Source organism: Lysinibacillus parviboronicapiens, assembly GCF_003049605.2.
Taxonomy (GTDB): domain Bacteria; phylum Bacillota; class Bacilli; order Bacillales_A; family Planococcaceae; genus Lysinibacillus; species Lysinibacillus parviboronicapiens.
This window is the reverse complement of the sequence record NZ_CP073713.1, coordinates 377,434-390,958: the sequence shown is the minus strand read 5'-3', so window position 1 is coordinate 390,958 and position 13,525 is coordinate 377,434. Positions and strand designations below refer to the sequence as shown.

Below are 13,525 nucleotides of genomic sequence, written 5' to 3'. Positions count from 1 at the left end.
CATTAATTATAAATGTACGTAAAAAAGAAAGGTCGATTGATGTGTACAAAATATACATAATAGAAGACGATGCAAATATTTCAAAGCTTATTGTAGAACATTTATCGAAATATCAATATGCATGCCATACGGTACAACAATTTAATCACATTGTAGAAGAATTCCAAGAAATTCAACCTCACCTTGTTGTTATGGATATTAATCTACCAACCTATGATGGTTACTTTTGGTCGCGGAAAATCCGCCAATTATCAAAATGTCCCATTATTATTGTATCGGCGCGCGTCAATGATATTGATCAAGTGTACGGTATTGAAAATGGTGCGGACGATTTTATAACAAAGCCATTCTCTCTAGATGTATTTATGGCAAAAGTGAACGGCCTCATACGTCGAACATATGGTGAGTATGCTTCCACAGATTCACATACACTAAAGATTAAAAATACTACATTAAACCCTGATACAGTTCGACTTCACACAGAGGAGCACGAAAGCTTGTTAACATTAAAAGAGATGCAACTTAGTAAATTACTATTTGAAGCTTATCCGAATGTTGTTCCTCGTCAAAAACTGCTAAGTGCCATTTGGGATGACGAAGACTTTGTAGAAGAAAATACTTTATCTGTTAATATTGGCCGACTCCGCAAAAAATTCGAATCCATACAATCTCAATTAGAAATCTAAACGATACGTGGGCTCGGCTACCAACTAGTGGAGGCTCCAAAATGAAACTCTTCTTTCGCGATCACGCAAGTGTCATCATTCTATACGGCATAAGTTTTTTATTGTTACCTTGGTTATTCCAATCACTTGATGATTTATCTACGCATTATGATTATTTTATATTTCTCGTTAGTTTCTTTTTTATGATTTGGCTTATTGGTCGTTATTATCGACGAAGAAAGTTCTATGCTCATTTACAACAGGCCACATTGACTAAAAACGATTTACATTTATATGAACCACAAGCAATGATAGAAAAAGCCTATAGCCACAAACTCAGACAAATGCAGTACCTTTATTTGTCACAGCAGCAACTACTTGAAGAACAAGCGGAAGAAAAGCAACTGGTATTATCACATTTCGCCCATCAAATGAAAACGCCATTATCTGTTATTCAACTAATTATTCAATCTAGAACATGTGAAACAACTGGGCAATCAGATGACTGGCAAACAATTCATAATGAATGCGAGAAATTAACTTTTACGCTGAATCAACTACTAACTTATGAGCGTACATCTAACCTAGTAGCTGATTTAAAAATAGAGCCTATTGTAATCAAAGGACTCGTTCAAGAGGTCATCAATGATTTAAAAGATTATTTTATCGCAAAAGAAGTATTTCCGAAATTGACTGTTGCTGAAAGTGATGTAATTTATTCCGATCGAAAATGGTTAAAGATTGTTTTTTATCAAATCATCAATAACGCGATTAAATATAGTGAGTCTGAAACTTCGATACAAATAACTTATGATCATGCTTCCGTACAAATTATAAACAGTGGCAATACCATTTTAGATAGTGAAATTTCACGTGTCTTTGACCTATTTTATACAGGGGTAAAAGGAAGAACAAACGGCGAAGCATCAGGTATTGGCTTGTATCTAGTTAAAAAGATTTTGACAACATTAGAGCATCCCTTTTCTCTACAATCACAGAACCAAGTAACTACCTTTGCTATCGACTTTTCAAATAGTGCGAAAGCATATTCGTAAATAACCTTCTCAAATGACAACTTTGTCATGTTCATGTCATATAGCGAAATAGGTAAAAATCGGCTCCTTTTTTATACTTAAACTATTCAATAGATGTAAGGGAGTTGTTCGAGATGAAAAATTCAATATTGCAAGTGACGAATCTACACAAAGAATATATCGGAGAAATTACGTATAAAGCTTTAAACGGAATAGATTTCCACCTTGGGAATCATGAATTTGTAGCAGTGATGGGGCCATCGGGTAGCGGCAAAACAACATTTTTAAATAGTGTATCAACAATCGATCGACCAACAGCGGGAGAAATTTTTATTAATGACAGAAACCCTTATGCACTAGATGACGAAGAACTCGCAAAATTTCGTCGCTCAGAATTAGGTTTTGTATTCCAGGATTTTAATCTTGTACACACTTTAACGGTAAAAGAAAACATTTTACTGCCACTAACTTTAGATAGCCTTCCTGCCCCAAAAATGCGTCAACGTTTAAAAAACGTTTCACAATTTTTAGGTATTGAGGATCTTCTAGCAAAGCGTATCTATGAGATTTCAGGCGGACAAAAGCAGCGCGTGGCAATTGCTCGTGCCGTCATTCATGAGCCTAGTTTATTGTTAGCGGATGAACCAACTGGTAACCTTGATTCGAAGGCAGTTAATGATGTCATGAGTTTATTTAGTTCTATTAATACCGACTTAAAAACGGCGATTTTAATGGTGACGCATGATCCGTATGTCGCAAGTTTCGCTAACCGAATTATTTTCATGAAAGATGGTAAATTATATAACGAAATTCATCGAGGGCATAATCGTAAGCAATTTTATCAAGAGATTATGGATACATTGGCGTTTTTAGGTGGTGGCCAACATGAGCTTTAATCATATCGTATTGCAAAATATTTTACGTGACAAATGGACATATGTATCTTATTTCCTAAGCAGCATGTTCTCGATACTCATTTTTTTCTTATTTACAGTGATTGTGTTTCATCCAAGCCTAAAAAGCTTAGATCCTGACTCAACACTTGGTATTACATTATTATTAGCAAGCATGCTCGTATACTTATTCTCATTTATCTATATTACTTATTCTATAATGGCTTTTTTAAAGAAGAAAACAAGGACTTTAGGTATTTTCATGATTACGGGTGCTTCCATGAAGCAAATTCGTACTTTAGTATTCCGTGAGAATATTCTTATTGGCATAGTGGCGATTATAGCAACCATTATCTTCGGTCTTGTCATCACACCCCTTTTCTTAATGGCTACGAAGGTGGTGTTAAAAGCCGAAACTTTCGGTATGTATATACCCGTTAAAGCAATAGTAATAACGGTTGGTTTATTTCTATTATTATTTATAGTTATTTCAAAAATAGTAACACGATTTATTAATAAGGAAGCTTCCATTCAGTTATTAAAAAGTGACGCAGTTATTGAAAAGCCTATCAAGTCACATTTACTATCCCTTCTTAGCAGTGTCCTTATTTCCATTACGTTGACATATTTATTAAAAATAGATCATGGAATCGTAGGAAGCCTTGGCCTATTTTATTACACATTATTTTTTATAAGCATTTTATTGTCCATGTATCTAATGATTTCCCAAGGTATGCGTGTTCTGCTAGAAGTCTTCGAGAAATCACCCACATATATTAGAAAAACAAATATGTTACTGATCTCCAATATGAATGCGAAAATGAAATCTCATGCAAATATGCTTTTTTTAATCACAATTTTATTGAGTGGCGTATTTTTATGTACAAGCATTTTATTTAGCTCCTATTACAATGTTGCCAATGACAGTGAAGCGAATTATCCATACAGTTTTCAATACATCGCTGACCCTAAAGCTGATGACAGTATGGTAAAAGCAGACATTGCATTTTTAGAAAAACAATTGGCTTCGGTTGATTCAAAAAAATATGCTGTAGCCTTTAAATCAGATAAAGCATCTCGTATTGGCTACATGTCAGCATCTGATTATAATTTGTTACAAAAACAAGAGATTAATCTAGACAAAAATGACTTTATTGCTGTTGCAGGAAATCGAGGTATACCGCCAATAACGAATATAGCAGATGAAAATCTAAATCATTTAAACCTGGCATATACTAATGAACAAAACTTATTAACAACAGGATTCCAATATACGTATTTCATTGTTTCTGACACTATTTATAGTAGTATGGACTATCCTGTCTACAAAACCTATTTATTTGAGCTAGAACATTGGACACACCATATAGACCTAGCCCATAAAATTACTAAAAGTCTTCCAACAATCATAGACAAACGGTATGTAGCATCAAAAATCACCTTGTATGATTCGGAAATGTTTGTTAAAAGTGTGATGTTCTTCATCGGCTTTATGTTAAGTTTAATATTCTTAAGTGCCGCCATGAGTATACTTTATTTCTATCTACAAACGACACTCATTCAAGAAAAAGAAAAATATATAGGAATACGTAAGCTTGGCTTATCCAAAAAAGAATTATCGACCGTCGTATCGAAAGAATTAGCCATTCTCATATTTGTACCATTTTCAATAGCAACTGTCATGTTGTTTACGACACTATTTATTATGCGAACAATGCTCTCAATAGCATTTTTACAAGTTTCAATGGTTAGTTCTCTATGCTTCTTTGCTCTTTTCTTAGTTAGTTACCTATTTATTCGCAATAGCTATATTAAACGTCTGCTAGTTTAAAAAATAAAGTTGGTTAGTTAGCTTTAGCATTAAAAAAATCCCGCTCACTCCTGCCGGAATAGCATGGCCTCACAGATGCTCAGGCATCCTCGAAGTCTCGCTTATTTCGCCTTCCTACAGGAGTGTCGGAATTTTTTTATAGTGAAGATAGACTGTCGTGGTCTTTACCAAAGTATTGGCTTTGCGACCATTAACCACAGCATAATAAGCAATAATACAATATACATCCATGCCTTTCGATGTAACAACGACGCAAATTGTTGCTGATTGTATGACGGTGTATTAAATGTTCTAATAGTTGGTTTAAATGCGCGTGCCAAAAACACTATTGAGCCCAGCATCACAAGAAATGTTAACACTACCCATGAAGTTGTCCACGGATAACCGCCTCGCCACAGTAACAAAATGCCAGATGCAACTAGCACATGTCCCGCGTGTTTGACAATAGTAATGGCAGCTTGAAATGTCTCAATATACGGTGGCATTTCTATATGCTGTGCTTGACGCATCCTTTTGACAATTGCTAAAACAACAAACAATGGCCCAATCGAAAGTATGGCACTTAAAATATGTATATAGAGAAGAAGTGAATAAATCGATAACATGGTGCATACTCCCCCTTTTATGACTCATCTTAATTATAGCATCCGATCTTACACGTTCTAAAAATATTTGTGAATCCTTTGTAAACGCAAAGTTTTGTTAAATTGTTTGAAATGAGCCCAAAAAAGAAGCACCAACAAAAAGGTAGTTTACCTGTCTGTTAGTGCCTCCGGTATAATTGATTATTTTATCAAAATCTATAATTTTTCGTATTTATATCAATAGTTATAATTAATTAGTTAAATTCATATTCTTTTTGTTTGTACCATTTAGCTTGCATATTAAATAGTTCTGTATATTCGCCATTTAATAATATTAATTCATCATGCGTTCCTTGCTCAACGAGTTCGCCATCTTTCATTACTAGAATGACGTCCGCGTTTATACAACTTCCCAAACGATGTGTAACGAAAATTGAAGTTTTCCCTATTGAGATATCTAAAAATTCTTCAATAATCTTTGCTTCACTAACTGGATCTAAAGCTGCAGTTGGTTCATCCAGTATAATAATTGGACTATCTTTAAACAACGCCCTACCTAATGCGATTTTTTGCCATTCTCCTCCTGAGAGCTCTCTCCCATACAAAGTGGCACCGACATTATCTGATATTCCTAAATCATATTTTCTTAATAAATCGGATGTTCCAGTTCTTTGAATAACTTGGTTAAATCTATCCTTAATATCTTCGTTTAGTTCACTATTTAACGTTATATTCTCCAATAATGACATCTCATACTTTAAAAAATCTTGGAAAACTGTACTGAAATACCTCTCTCTATCTTCTTTACAAATAATTCCTCCATTTAAAAGAACTTTACCATTATTAGTTGTATATAGGCCTGTTAAACATTTCACCAATGTACTTTTACCGGAACCATTTCTACCGACGATGGCCACTTTCTTCCCAGGAGTTATATCAAATGAGATATTTTTTAAAATAAGATGTTCGTGATTAGGATAAGAGAAAGAAATATTATTTACACTGAGATACTTAAACTCACTATTAAAGCTTTCATTTTCTATATTTGACTTCTCAATCGGGACATCTTTTATGAAATCATAATAATCATTAATAGTAAGAGATTCCCTATAAATTCTTCCAATTGATGATGCAAGTTGATAGCTAATACCTAATGAGCTCGAAAGCATTTGTGATAACGCCACAAATTTAGCGATTGTAATTTTCTTTGTTAAAACATAAAACGCTAGTAAACTTAAAAAGAGAAGATTTAAAGAAAATTGTAAATAGCTTACATATAACAGTTTCCTATTATTTTTTTTCTCTAAACTATATTTTTCGTTGCCAACTATCCAATATAGTTCCTTCCACTTTCTTATGAAGTATGATTCCTGTTTAAATATACGAAATTCCTTAGCTACCTCTTTAGATTTGAATAATTCCTCTAAATATTCAATGTTTCTATTTTGTAATATTTGACTTAAAAATTGATCATAATCTGATTTTGATGTATAGAAATTGATACCAATTAAAAGTATAACTATAAAAAATAGTAAAAGTGCGATAGACCAGTGAATTAAATAAAGGCTAACAACAAATCCTGTGAAAGTTATACATGATTGGATACAGGTAAGTACCTGCTGTAAATATGTACAGGATGTCCCTCCAACATCTAATGTAGCTCTTTGCAATGAATTATAGTAATTTAAATCATCGTAATAAATTAACGGGATACTTGCACACATAGTGAAAATTTCGTTATTAAAATAATACTCCATTTTTTGCTTTAATCTGAATTCTATAATTTTACTTAAATAATTTATGTATTCCATTAAAACAAAATATCCAAACTGTAATAAAATGAACAGAAATGGTGTACTAGTAATAGTTGAATCCTCCAGATCATTAATCAAAGAACTAACTGTTCTTTCAGTCAAAAAAATATATATTAAAGGTGAGATCCCTTTTAATACAACTATACATAAGTTACTTAAAAGGTATAGTGGAGAAACTTTATAAATAGTTGAAATTGTTTTCATTGTTACAAAAGTTATTAACTTACTATTGTATATTATCTTCTTTAACATACCTTCCCTCCTTTTTCATTTGAAAGTTCTACACAAAAAAATCTTCTCCAAATAACTTAGAGAAGATTTTTTTAAAATTAGCAACAACCTTGGTACTCATCACCATAACAATCAGTTCCATTTGTATAAACGTATCTATAGTTTTGCCATCTAAGTTTCTTAGTTCCACATGCACCTGAGCAGAATGATGAACCTTGAATTACTTTATAAGATACTTTACTTTGATCACACGACATAATTTTTCACCTCCTTTAAAGATTTTGATGTATAAATAGTTTATTGTTTGTCTATATATAACGGATATTTGCAAATTTCTTCATTATTTGCACAAATGACGTATTTGTAATTTCCACTAATAGTAACAGGGAATCTTATTTCAACCATCCCATCAATTCCTGGTAGCATTTCTTTACTTCTAAAATTTTTCAACTCAGGTAACATAGCTTCATATACTATTTCATCTAAAGGGTCTAAAACCTTTACACTACAGACATATGAATTTAATTCAAACTCTTCATTAAAAAGGTATTTAAAGTAAACATTTGTTATAGCTACTGTTGGAAATGTTGGAAGTGACATTCTATTTAATACCTTAAAAATCGTATGTTGTTTACCAATTGGATCAAATTCAATATTTTCAGCCACTAATATCTGACAATTTATATCCATACTTTCTTTCCCTTCAAGTTTTCATTATTCACTGCTAAAGCTTCCATACACTCAAGAGTATTTAAAAAATTCGAGTGTTTTGAGAAACTACTATTCATAGGATCATAGATTATTAACTCATACATATGTTCAAACAAAATTTCTTCTGTATGAATCAAATTATGATTTTTCCATTTCTCTATTTTTGTTTTAAATAACCAAGTAGGAGAATTTAGAAATACATGAAATTTTACTTCACTAGAACTCAGAAAATCATCCATTCTTTTGAAATCTGAAGACTCATAATTAATAAATACAAGTTTAATCTCATTTGAGTCATCTATTTTTAAATTATTATTTTTTAGGAAGTTTTTTAGTATTTTTATATCGTTGGAATGGATTTTTTTATTGATAGAATAAACACCTTTTAAACTCAACAATAAAAATAACATCAGTAATAATATTAGCAATATTATGAAATTATCAATCATATGTAATTAGCCTTCAACTTTTTAATTTGTAAAATTAAATCATAAAAAATGATTACTATTACGATAAGTAAAAATAAAGTGACTTCCAATTTAAAGTCTAACTGATAAGTTGGTAAGAAAAGCTGAATTAATAAGAGCCCCAATAAAATGCAATTTCTAAATAAAGGATATTTATTCATAAACTCCATGTCTCCAAAACAACTGCAGCTACTAGCTTTTATATCTTTCTCTTTTTTTCTCTTATTTAATAGAATTAAACAAAAGAATATTAATAAGAGCCCACAGAAAACAATTTTTATGGAACCAAATAAATTAAAAGCAAAACATATAGCTATCAATAATTCTGTGATTAGAAGAAAATAACTAGAAATATTAATAAGCTGGCGATTTTTTATAATTTTGTAAGAATAAATTTCGCATTTTGTACTGGGAAATGACTTTGCCTTCATATAGAATGACGCAATGAATGTACTTGATATCAGCAAACTTATAATCATAGAAAAGTAATTCAATAGCAATTACCTACTTTCTTCTACAAAACTAATAATCTCTCCGATTTCATCAATCTCTTTGAGTTTTTGGATAATTCCATCAGTATCAATGAGTATCACACTTGGTGTCATAGCTACTAAATCATGAAATGAATCATACTGGAGTGACATCACCGGGAATGAATATTCAAATTCTTTAATTATTTCTTCATTATCTGATTCCGTTCCGTCAGTTATTAAGATAAAATCCTGATTAAATTTACTTAATCCAGGTAATAAATCAATACAAATTTTACAATATAGAGATGCAAAGCAAACAACTGTATTTCTAGATAGTTCATAATTCTCCAGGGATAACGGGAAAACATTACCTATCTTTAATATGTCCATTTCTTCGCGTATATCTCTATGGTTCATAAACATTTGTTTTAAACTCTTAATACTCATAATTACACCCCTATTTCAGATACTATGCTCATTAATAATTTTTCTATCTGGTAAAAGGTCTTCCCATTATGTCCCATTTCAGTAAACAATATTTGCCCTACCCTGTTTAGTAAAAAAGTACTAGGTGTAGCAGAAACATTAAATACTTTTTCCATGTCTCTATGCTTCATTTGATAAACAGTAGTTTTATAACTATAATACTCCTTCAAAAACTCTACATTTTCTGTAGGACTATCAAATAAAACGAGGGTGTTTGCATTAGGATATTTATCGATAAAATCTTTAAGCTCTTCAATAACTGGTAAACATCCATTACATGCCGTACTAAAGAAGAAAACTAGTAAATAATCATCTAGGTAATCATATAATTTCACATCATTAATAGAATCGATAGTATCATTTTTAAGAAAATCGCCTATTTGTAACGGCTCTAAACGTTTTAGAAAACGTAAATTATCATCAATCATAATTCACCTCTTAATCCGACTTATTGTTACCAATTATAACAATAAAAACCAATAAATTACAATACTTTTTTTAAAAAATATATTTCAACATTATTCTTATGTTTAAACACATATTTTTGAAGGTTTTTTCATATTATAACCATATATTACATAATATTACATAACATAGCAACATATTTTTTCTTTCATTCCCTTTATTATCTAATTAAGTTTAACAAAACCATGTAAATATTTTCAATAATAATTTACTATTTATTCCATGGTTGGTCTTATCTTTGAAACTACTTCTTAAATGTATAAAATCTAGCTTTTTAATTATGTCTCTTACTGTTCTTTTATTTTTTTCACTACTTCTACACGCTTTTGCTTGCTCTCGCTTACCTCAAATACTTTGCCATGCTACCGTTGGATTCAATCAAGCCCCTTATTCCCTATTAAAAGGGGCACCAACAAAACAGGTGACTTGCCTGTCTGTTAGTGCCTCCATTTTTTCCGTAAGTCGCTAAAAGCTAAAGCTAAAATACAGAATGTTTTTTATCACCATAATTTATTAATTGCTTCATTTGGTACACCTACAGCATTTAATTATTCGTGATTAGCTGCATTATTTTCAACAAGAATATAACATCTTCTCCATCGTTTTGTTCGAGTACCTCCATTAAACAAATATTCAGTGTTTGTGGCACTTTTTCGGGAACCAATTCTAAAAATTGCCCTCAATTCCGTTGTAAATGTTTAACCCTAGACATAATGAAACATATTATAGTAACATGCACTTATAACACAAAAAGGAGTGATTATTATAGGAATTCATCAATTTTTTACAAGTCTGAATGATCTAGAGCGCATTATTCGTTGTCCTGGACGCTTCAAATTTGAGGAACATAATGTAGCAGCCCATTCGTGGAAGGTTTCTCAATATGCCATGTTTTTTGCAACACTTGAAGAGATGAATGGAGCCACGGTAAATTGGAAATCGTTATATGAAAAAACCATCAATCATGATTTTGCTGAAGTATTTATCGGTGATATTAAGACACCTGTAAAACATGCAAGTCCAGAGCTAAAACAAATGCTTGCCCATGTTGAAGAAAAGATGATGGAAAAATTTATTATCAATGAGATTCCTCAAGAGTTTCAGGCTATCTTTTTTGAGCGTATGAAGGAAGGCAAGGATGAAACATTAGAAGGCCGCTTGCTCGAATTTGCCGACAAATTAGATCAATTTTATGAAGCCTTCGCTGAATTAAAACGTGGTAACACAGATTTAGAGTTCGTCATTATGTATCAAACGGCACTCTCCAAACTTTTAGCCATTCCCCTAAAAGCAACAGTTCACTATTTCCGAACTGAAATATTGAAGGATGCGGTCCAAGAGAAAACGCATATTGATATTCAAACATTAACAAATGAAGTCTTAGATACAAAAAAATAATTGCATGTACAAGTTTTCCGAAAGAATTGACTCACGGAAGGCTTTTTTTATTTCCTGAAAAAAGTCGTATAATAGAAGTGATTGATTGGAGGGAAGCTTTTGTCACAGGAATGTTCAACTGTAGAAGATTTATTACCTTTATATAAAAACGAGGCACTACAAGCAAATACCGTAAAATTTATTGAGCAGCATATAGCGTGCTGCGAGCATTGTCAACAGCTCGCCTATTCACAGCCAGCGCCAAAGCCTTCTATACCTTTTAAACAAACACTATCCTTCTTCCATGTGATATTCATTGTACTCTCCTTTATGTTCGCATTGAATTCTTCACTTCTTGGAAATCATCTTGGCTTTGTTGTGTCCTATGCACTTTTTGGTTGCCTTACTTATTTGTTCTATAAAAATAGCTGGATTGTTTTTACTATAAGCTTTATCCCTGTCTTTGTATGGGCCATCATCGATAATGTGATGAATCCACTTTACATTGCAAAGACTTCCTTATCCGATATCGGTACATTGCTACTTGGTGCGACCTTTATCGCTATTTTACATACAATCTTTGCCCTACTCGGCTCCGCTATCGCAATCATTTTACGCAAATTTTTTAGAAAAAAAAACTGATGTTAAAGATCGCTTCGCTTTCCAACGCAATGTAAGTAAGCCACTGGGTTTACATGGGTTTTTACCTGTATATTAAAAATAGTATGCAATAAGTACTCCTGCATACTATTTTGACTTTCGGAACAGCTCTTATCCAATCCAGCTTTGCTTAACGACATCCTTTACTCATTAGTAAACCTCCTGTTTGGTTAAATGTTACAGTGATTGCTCAAATTTTTTAAACAAAAATAAAAAGCTGAGCATTGAACGCTCAACGTCTATTTACACATAGTGCTTCTGTAAGTATTATAAAAAATTAAATAAAAAAGAGTCGGTTTCCCGACTCTGTTCTAACGGTTGTTATAATTTTTTCACGAATTCTGATTTTAATTTCATTGCGCCGAAGCCATCAATTTTGCAATCGATATTATGATCTCCTTCAACAAGACGAATACTCTTTACTTTTGTACCAATTTTTAATGTCGACGAACTGCCCTTCACTTTTAAGTCCTTAATGACTGTTACTGAATCGCCATCTGCTAATAGATTGCCATTGGCATCCTTCACAATGAATGCATCTGACTCCTGCTCTGTTGAATTAGTATTCCACTCATGCGCACACTCCGGGCACACAAAGTTTGATCCATCCTCATATGTATATTGTGAATTGCATTTCGGACAATTTGGATAAGCTGTCATTTCCGCTTCCTCCCTTTTCTTTTTTGCTAGGTAAATTCTATATATGCTCCTATCTTTACATACTTAGTACTTTTACGCAAAGGTCGTTCGTATTTTTTGTTCGTATTTGTGAAATATATATGAAGCAAATTAAGTAATCACTACGTTTTACATTCAAATTTCCTATCATTTCTAGTGCTCACCCATTGACTTTTTTGTAAAAACCATCTTACTTGCAAGATCGTTTATCATGCCGTATTATATCCTTAAAGGCTGCATTGTTCGTATAATATTAAGTTTTAACCTTTAAGCTGTAAAAGGGAGTTTTATTATTGGAGTTGGAATGACGGGCCTCACACCAAGGTGCATGAGGATAAGCAGGAAAACTTCTGCGAACACCCACTTTGAGGAGTGGTGGTTTAAAACTTTCTATAAGACATACGGCATACGCGGCTTTTTATACTAACTATTTACATCAAGGTTTATATAGCATCTTAACCAAATTGGTTAAGGTGCTTTTTTCATCCCTAAACAGGCTATAGGATTAAATTGGAGGTAAACTTGTTTGCAATGAATGCTAAATACTAAAAGACCACTAGCACGAGTGGTCTTGTTTATCTCTATTTCCTATCTTTGCTTGCCTTTTTTAAATAAACCTGCTGCGACTGCAGCCTCAAAGCTGTTTCTAGCAAATTGAACTGGATTCCCGACATTCTCCCAGTGCATGTACATTAATCGAGGATTATCAAAAAGCCAATGGTTATGCACTGCTGTAACAATAAGTCCTCTCTTGCGAAGTTCCGTCATAAATGGATTAATTTCTTCCTGAAGTACTACAGATTCACCGAGGTTTAGTGTATTAGCCCCAATCCCTTCAAAAGAAAGGGCAAACGGAAGTGCGAGCGGAGATCGAGTAGTCCGTCCAAGAATGGTAGCTTTAATATCACGAAGACGCTGTACAACACAAACCGGTGTTGAAGTAATAACTTCCCCACCGATGATATTAGCAAGTTCTTGACATTTTTTCGAATCTACACAACCACAGAAGTTTTCTGGCAGATTGCGATCAAGGGAATGATTATCACGTTCCAATCTAGTCACCCCCTTTAATTTTCCTACTAACCAATATATTCTCAAGTGTTTGATAATACTGGGAACTTGTATCATTGGAACCTTTTAATCAAAATTATTTTCT

Annotated in this window: 16 protein-coding genes and 1 other RNA gene; 7 read left to right on the top strand and 10 right to left on the bottom strand. The window is 32.5% G+C overall.

Annotated features, from left to right (window positions below; genetic code table 11):
* Positions 1–41 precede the first annotated feature (41 nt).
* From C9J31_RS02035 to C9J31_RS02020, 4 genes are all read left to right on the top strand, one after another.
* A complete protein-coding gene (locus tag C9J31_RS02035; RefSeq protein WP_107948429.1) occupies positions 42–686 on the top strand; it encodes a response regulator transcription factor in 645 nt (214 codons plus the stop codon).
* Between the two features lie 41 nt (positions 687–727).
* On the top strand, positions 728–1,720 hold the full coding sequence (locus C9J31_RS02030; protein ID WP_107948431.1) for a sensor histidine kinase: 993 nt from the start codon (positions 728–730) through the stop codon (positions 1,718–1,720).
* Between the two features lie 113 nt (positions 1,721–1,833).
* Entirely contained in the window at positions 1,834–2,595 is a 762-nt protein-coding gene (locus C9J31_RS02025) for an ABC transporter ATP-binding protein (protein ID WP_107948433.1), read from the top strand.
* A complete protein-coding gene (locus C9J31_RS02020; protein WP_107948435.1) occupies positions 2,585–4,423 on the top strand; it encodes an FtsX-like permease family protein in 1,839 nt (612 codons plus the stop codon). The genes C9J31_RS02025 and C9J31_RS02020 overlap by 11 nt, the downstream gene beginning before the upstream one ends.
* 164 nt (positions 4,424–4,587) lie before the next feature.
* Here the strand turns inward: C9J31_RS02020 and C9J31_RS02015 are convergent, their stop codons facing one another.
* The 8 genes from C9J31_RS02015 to C9J31_RS01985 all read right to left on the bottom strand — a co-directional run bounded on the left by C9J31_RS02015 (position 4,588) and on the right by C9J31_RS01985 (position 9,617).
* On the bottom strand, positions 4,588–5,028 hold the full coding sequence (locus C9J31_RS02015; protein WP_107948437.1) for a hypothetical protein: 441 nt from the start codon (positions 5,026–5,028) through the stop codon (positions 4,588–4,590).
* 233 nt (positions 5,029–5,261) lie between these two features.
* Complete coding sequence (locus C9J31_RS02010; protein ID WP_107948439.1) at positions 5,262–7,073, bottom strand: ABC transporter ATP-binding protein; 1,812 nt, start codon at positions 7,071–7,073, stop codon at positions 5,262–5,264.
* 77 nt (positions 7,074–7,150) lie between these two features.
* A complete protein-coding gene (locus C9J31_RS02005) occupies positions 7,151–7,309 on the bottom strand; it encodes a hypothetical protein (protein ID WP_158497911.1) in 159 nt (52 codons plus the stop codon).
* A 40-nt stretch (positions 7,310–7,349) separates the two neighbouring features.
* A complete protein-coding gene (locus tag C9J31_RS02000; RefSeq protein ID WP_107948441.1) occupies positions 7,350–7,742 on the bottom strand; it encodes a hypothetical protein in 393 nt (130 codons plus the stop codon).
* On the bottom strand, positions 7,733–8,212 hold the full coding sequence (locus C9J31_RS01995; protein WP_107948442.1) for a hypothetical protein: 480 nt from the start codon (positions 8,210–8,212) through the stop codon (positions 7,733–7,735). Before C9J31_RS01995 ends, C9J31_RS02000 begins: the two co-directional genes overlap by 10 nt.
* Entirely contained in the window at positions 8,209–8,709 is a 501-nt protein-coding gene (locus C9J31_RS24185) for a MauE/DoxX family redox-associated membrane protein (RefSeq protein ID WP_354471936.1), read from the bottom strand. Before C9J31_RS24185 ends, C9J31_RS01995 begins: the two co-directional genes overlap by 4 nt.
* A 21-nt stretch (positions 8,710–8,730) precedes the next feature.
* Complete coding sequence (locus C9J31_RS01990) at positions 8,731–9,150, bottom strand: peroxiredoxin family protein (RefSeq protein WP_107948445.1); 420 nt, start codon at positions 9,148–9,150, stop codon at positions 8,731–8,733.
* A 2-nt stretch (positions 9,151–9,152) separates the two neighbouring features.
* Positions 9,153–9,617 (bottom strand): peroxiredoxin family protein, encoded by a 465-nt coding sequence (locus tag C9J31_RS01985; protein ID WP_107948447.1) that lies wholly within the window; start codon positions 9,615–9,617, stop codon positions 9,153–9,155.
* A gap of 793 nt (positions 9,618–10,410) precedes the next feature.
* Between C9J31_RS01985 and C9J31_RS01980 the strand changes: the two genes are divergently transcribed.
* Both C9J31_RS01980 and C9J31_RS01975 read left to right on the top strand, forming a co-directional pair.
* Positions 10,411–11,052: a YfbR-like 5'-deoxynucleotidase gene (locus C9J31_RS01980; RefSeq protein WP_107948449.1), complete on the top strand. Its 642-nt coding sequence runs from the start codon at positions 10,411–10,413 to the stop codon at positions 11,050–11,052.
* 99 nt (positions 11,053–11,151) lie between these two features.
* Positions 11,152–11,673: a zf-HC2 domain-containing protein gene (locus tag C9J31_RS01975; protein WP_107948451.1), complete on the top strand. Its 522-nt coding sequence runs from the start codon at positions 11,152–11,154 to the stop codon at positions 11,671–11,673.
* 339 nt (positions 11,674–12,012) lie between these two features.
* Here C9J31_RS01975 and C9J31_RS01970 read toward each other — a convergent pair whose 3' ends face one another.
* Positions 12,013–12,351 carry a zinc ribbon domain-containing protein YjdM gene (locus C9J31_RS01970; protein WP_107925016.1) on the bottom strand — a complete coding sequence of 113 codons (339 nt, stop codon included), beginning with the start codon at positions 12,349–12,351 and terminating at the stop codon, positions 12,013–12,015.
* A gap of 246 nt (positions 12,352–12,597) precedes the next feature.
* Between C9J31_RS01970 and ssrS the strand changes: the two genes are divergently transcribed.
* Positions 12,598–12,790: non-coding RNA, 6S RNA (gene ssrS / locus C9J31_RS01965), on the top strand.
* Between the two features lie 167 nt (positions 12,791–12,957).
* Here the strand turns inward: ssrS and C9J31_RS01960 are convergent.
* Positions 12,958–13,389 carry a DUF1259 domain-containing protein gene (locus C9J31_RS01960; protein ID WP_238602062.1) on the bottom strand — a complete coding sequence of 144 codons (432 nt, stop codon included), beginning with the start codon at positions 13,387–13,389 and terminating at the stop codon, positions 12,958–12,960.
* Between the last annotated feature and the right edge of the window lie 136 nt (positions 13,390–13,525).

Excerpts from the sequence above, each read along its gene's own strand:
- C9J31_RS24185 (WP_354471936.1), bottom strand. The coding sequence starts at position 8,709 with ATGATTATAAGTTTGCTGATATCAAGTACATTCATTGCGTCATTCTAT.
- C9J31_RS02015 (WP_107948437.1), bottom strand. The coding sequence starts at position 5,028 with ATGTTATCGATTTATTCACTTCTTCTCTATATACATATTTTAAGTGCC.
- C9J31_RS02025 (WP_107948433.1), top strand. The coding sequence starts at position 1,834 with ATGAAAAATTCAATATTGCAAGTGACGAATCTACACAAAGAATATATC.
- C9J31_RS01990 (WP_107948445.1), bottom strand. The coding sequence starts at position 9,150 with ATGAGTATTAAGAGTTTAAAACAAATGTTTATGAACCATAGAGATATA.
- C9J31_RS01995 (WP_107948442.1), bottom strand. The coding sequence starts at position 8,212 with ATGATTGATAATTTCATAATATTGCTAATATTATTACTGATGTTATTT.
- C9J31_RS02010 (WP_107948439.1), bottom strand. The coding sequence starts at position 7,073 with ATGTTAAAGAAGATAATATACAATAGTAAGTTAATAACTTTTGTAACA.
- C9J31_RS02000 (WP_107948441.1), bottom strand. The coding sequence starts at position 7,742 with ATGGATATAAATTGTCAGATATTAGTGGCTGAAAATATTGAATTTGAT.
- C9J31_RS01985 (WP_107948447.1), bottom strand. The coding sequence starts at position 9,617 with ATGATTGATGATAATTTACGTTTTCTAAAACGTTTAGAGCCGTTACAA.
- C9J31_RS02005 (WP_158497911.1), bottom strand. The coding sequence starts at position 7,309 with ATGTCGTGTGATCAAAGTAAAGTATCTTATAAAGTAATTCAAGGTTCA.
- C9J31_RS02020 (WP_107948435.1), top strand. The coding sequence starts at position 2,585 with ATGAGCTTTAATCATATCGTATTGCAAAATATTTTACGTGACAAATGG.
- C9J31_RS02030 (WP_107948431.1), top strand. The coding sequence starts at position 728 with ATGAAACTCTTCTTTCGCGATCACGCAAGTGTCATCATTCTATACGGC.
- C9J31_RS01970 (WP_107925016.1), bottom strand. The coding sequence starts at position 12,351 with ATGACAGCTTATCCAAATTGTCCGAAATGCAATTCACAATATACATAT.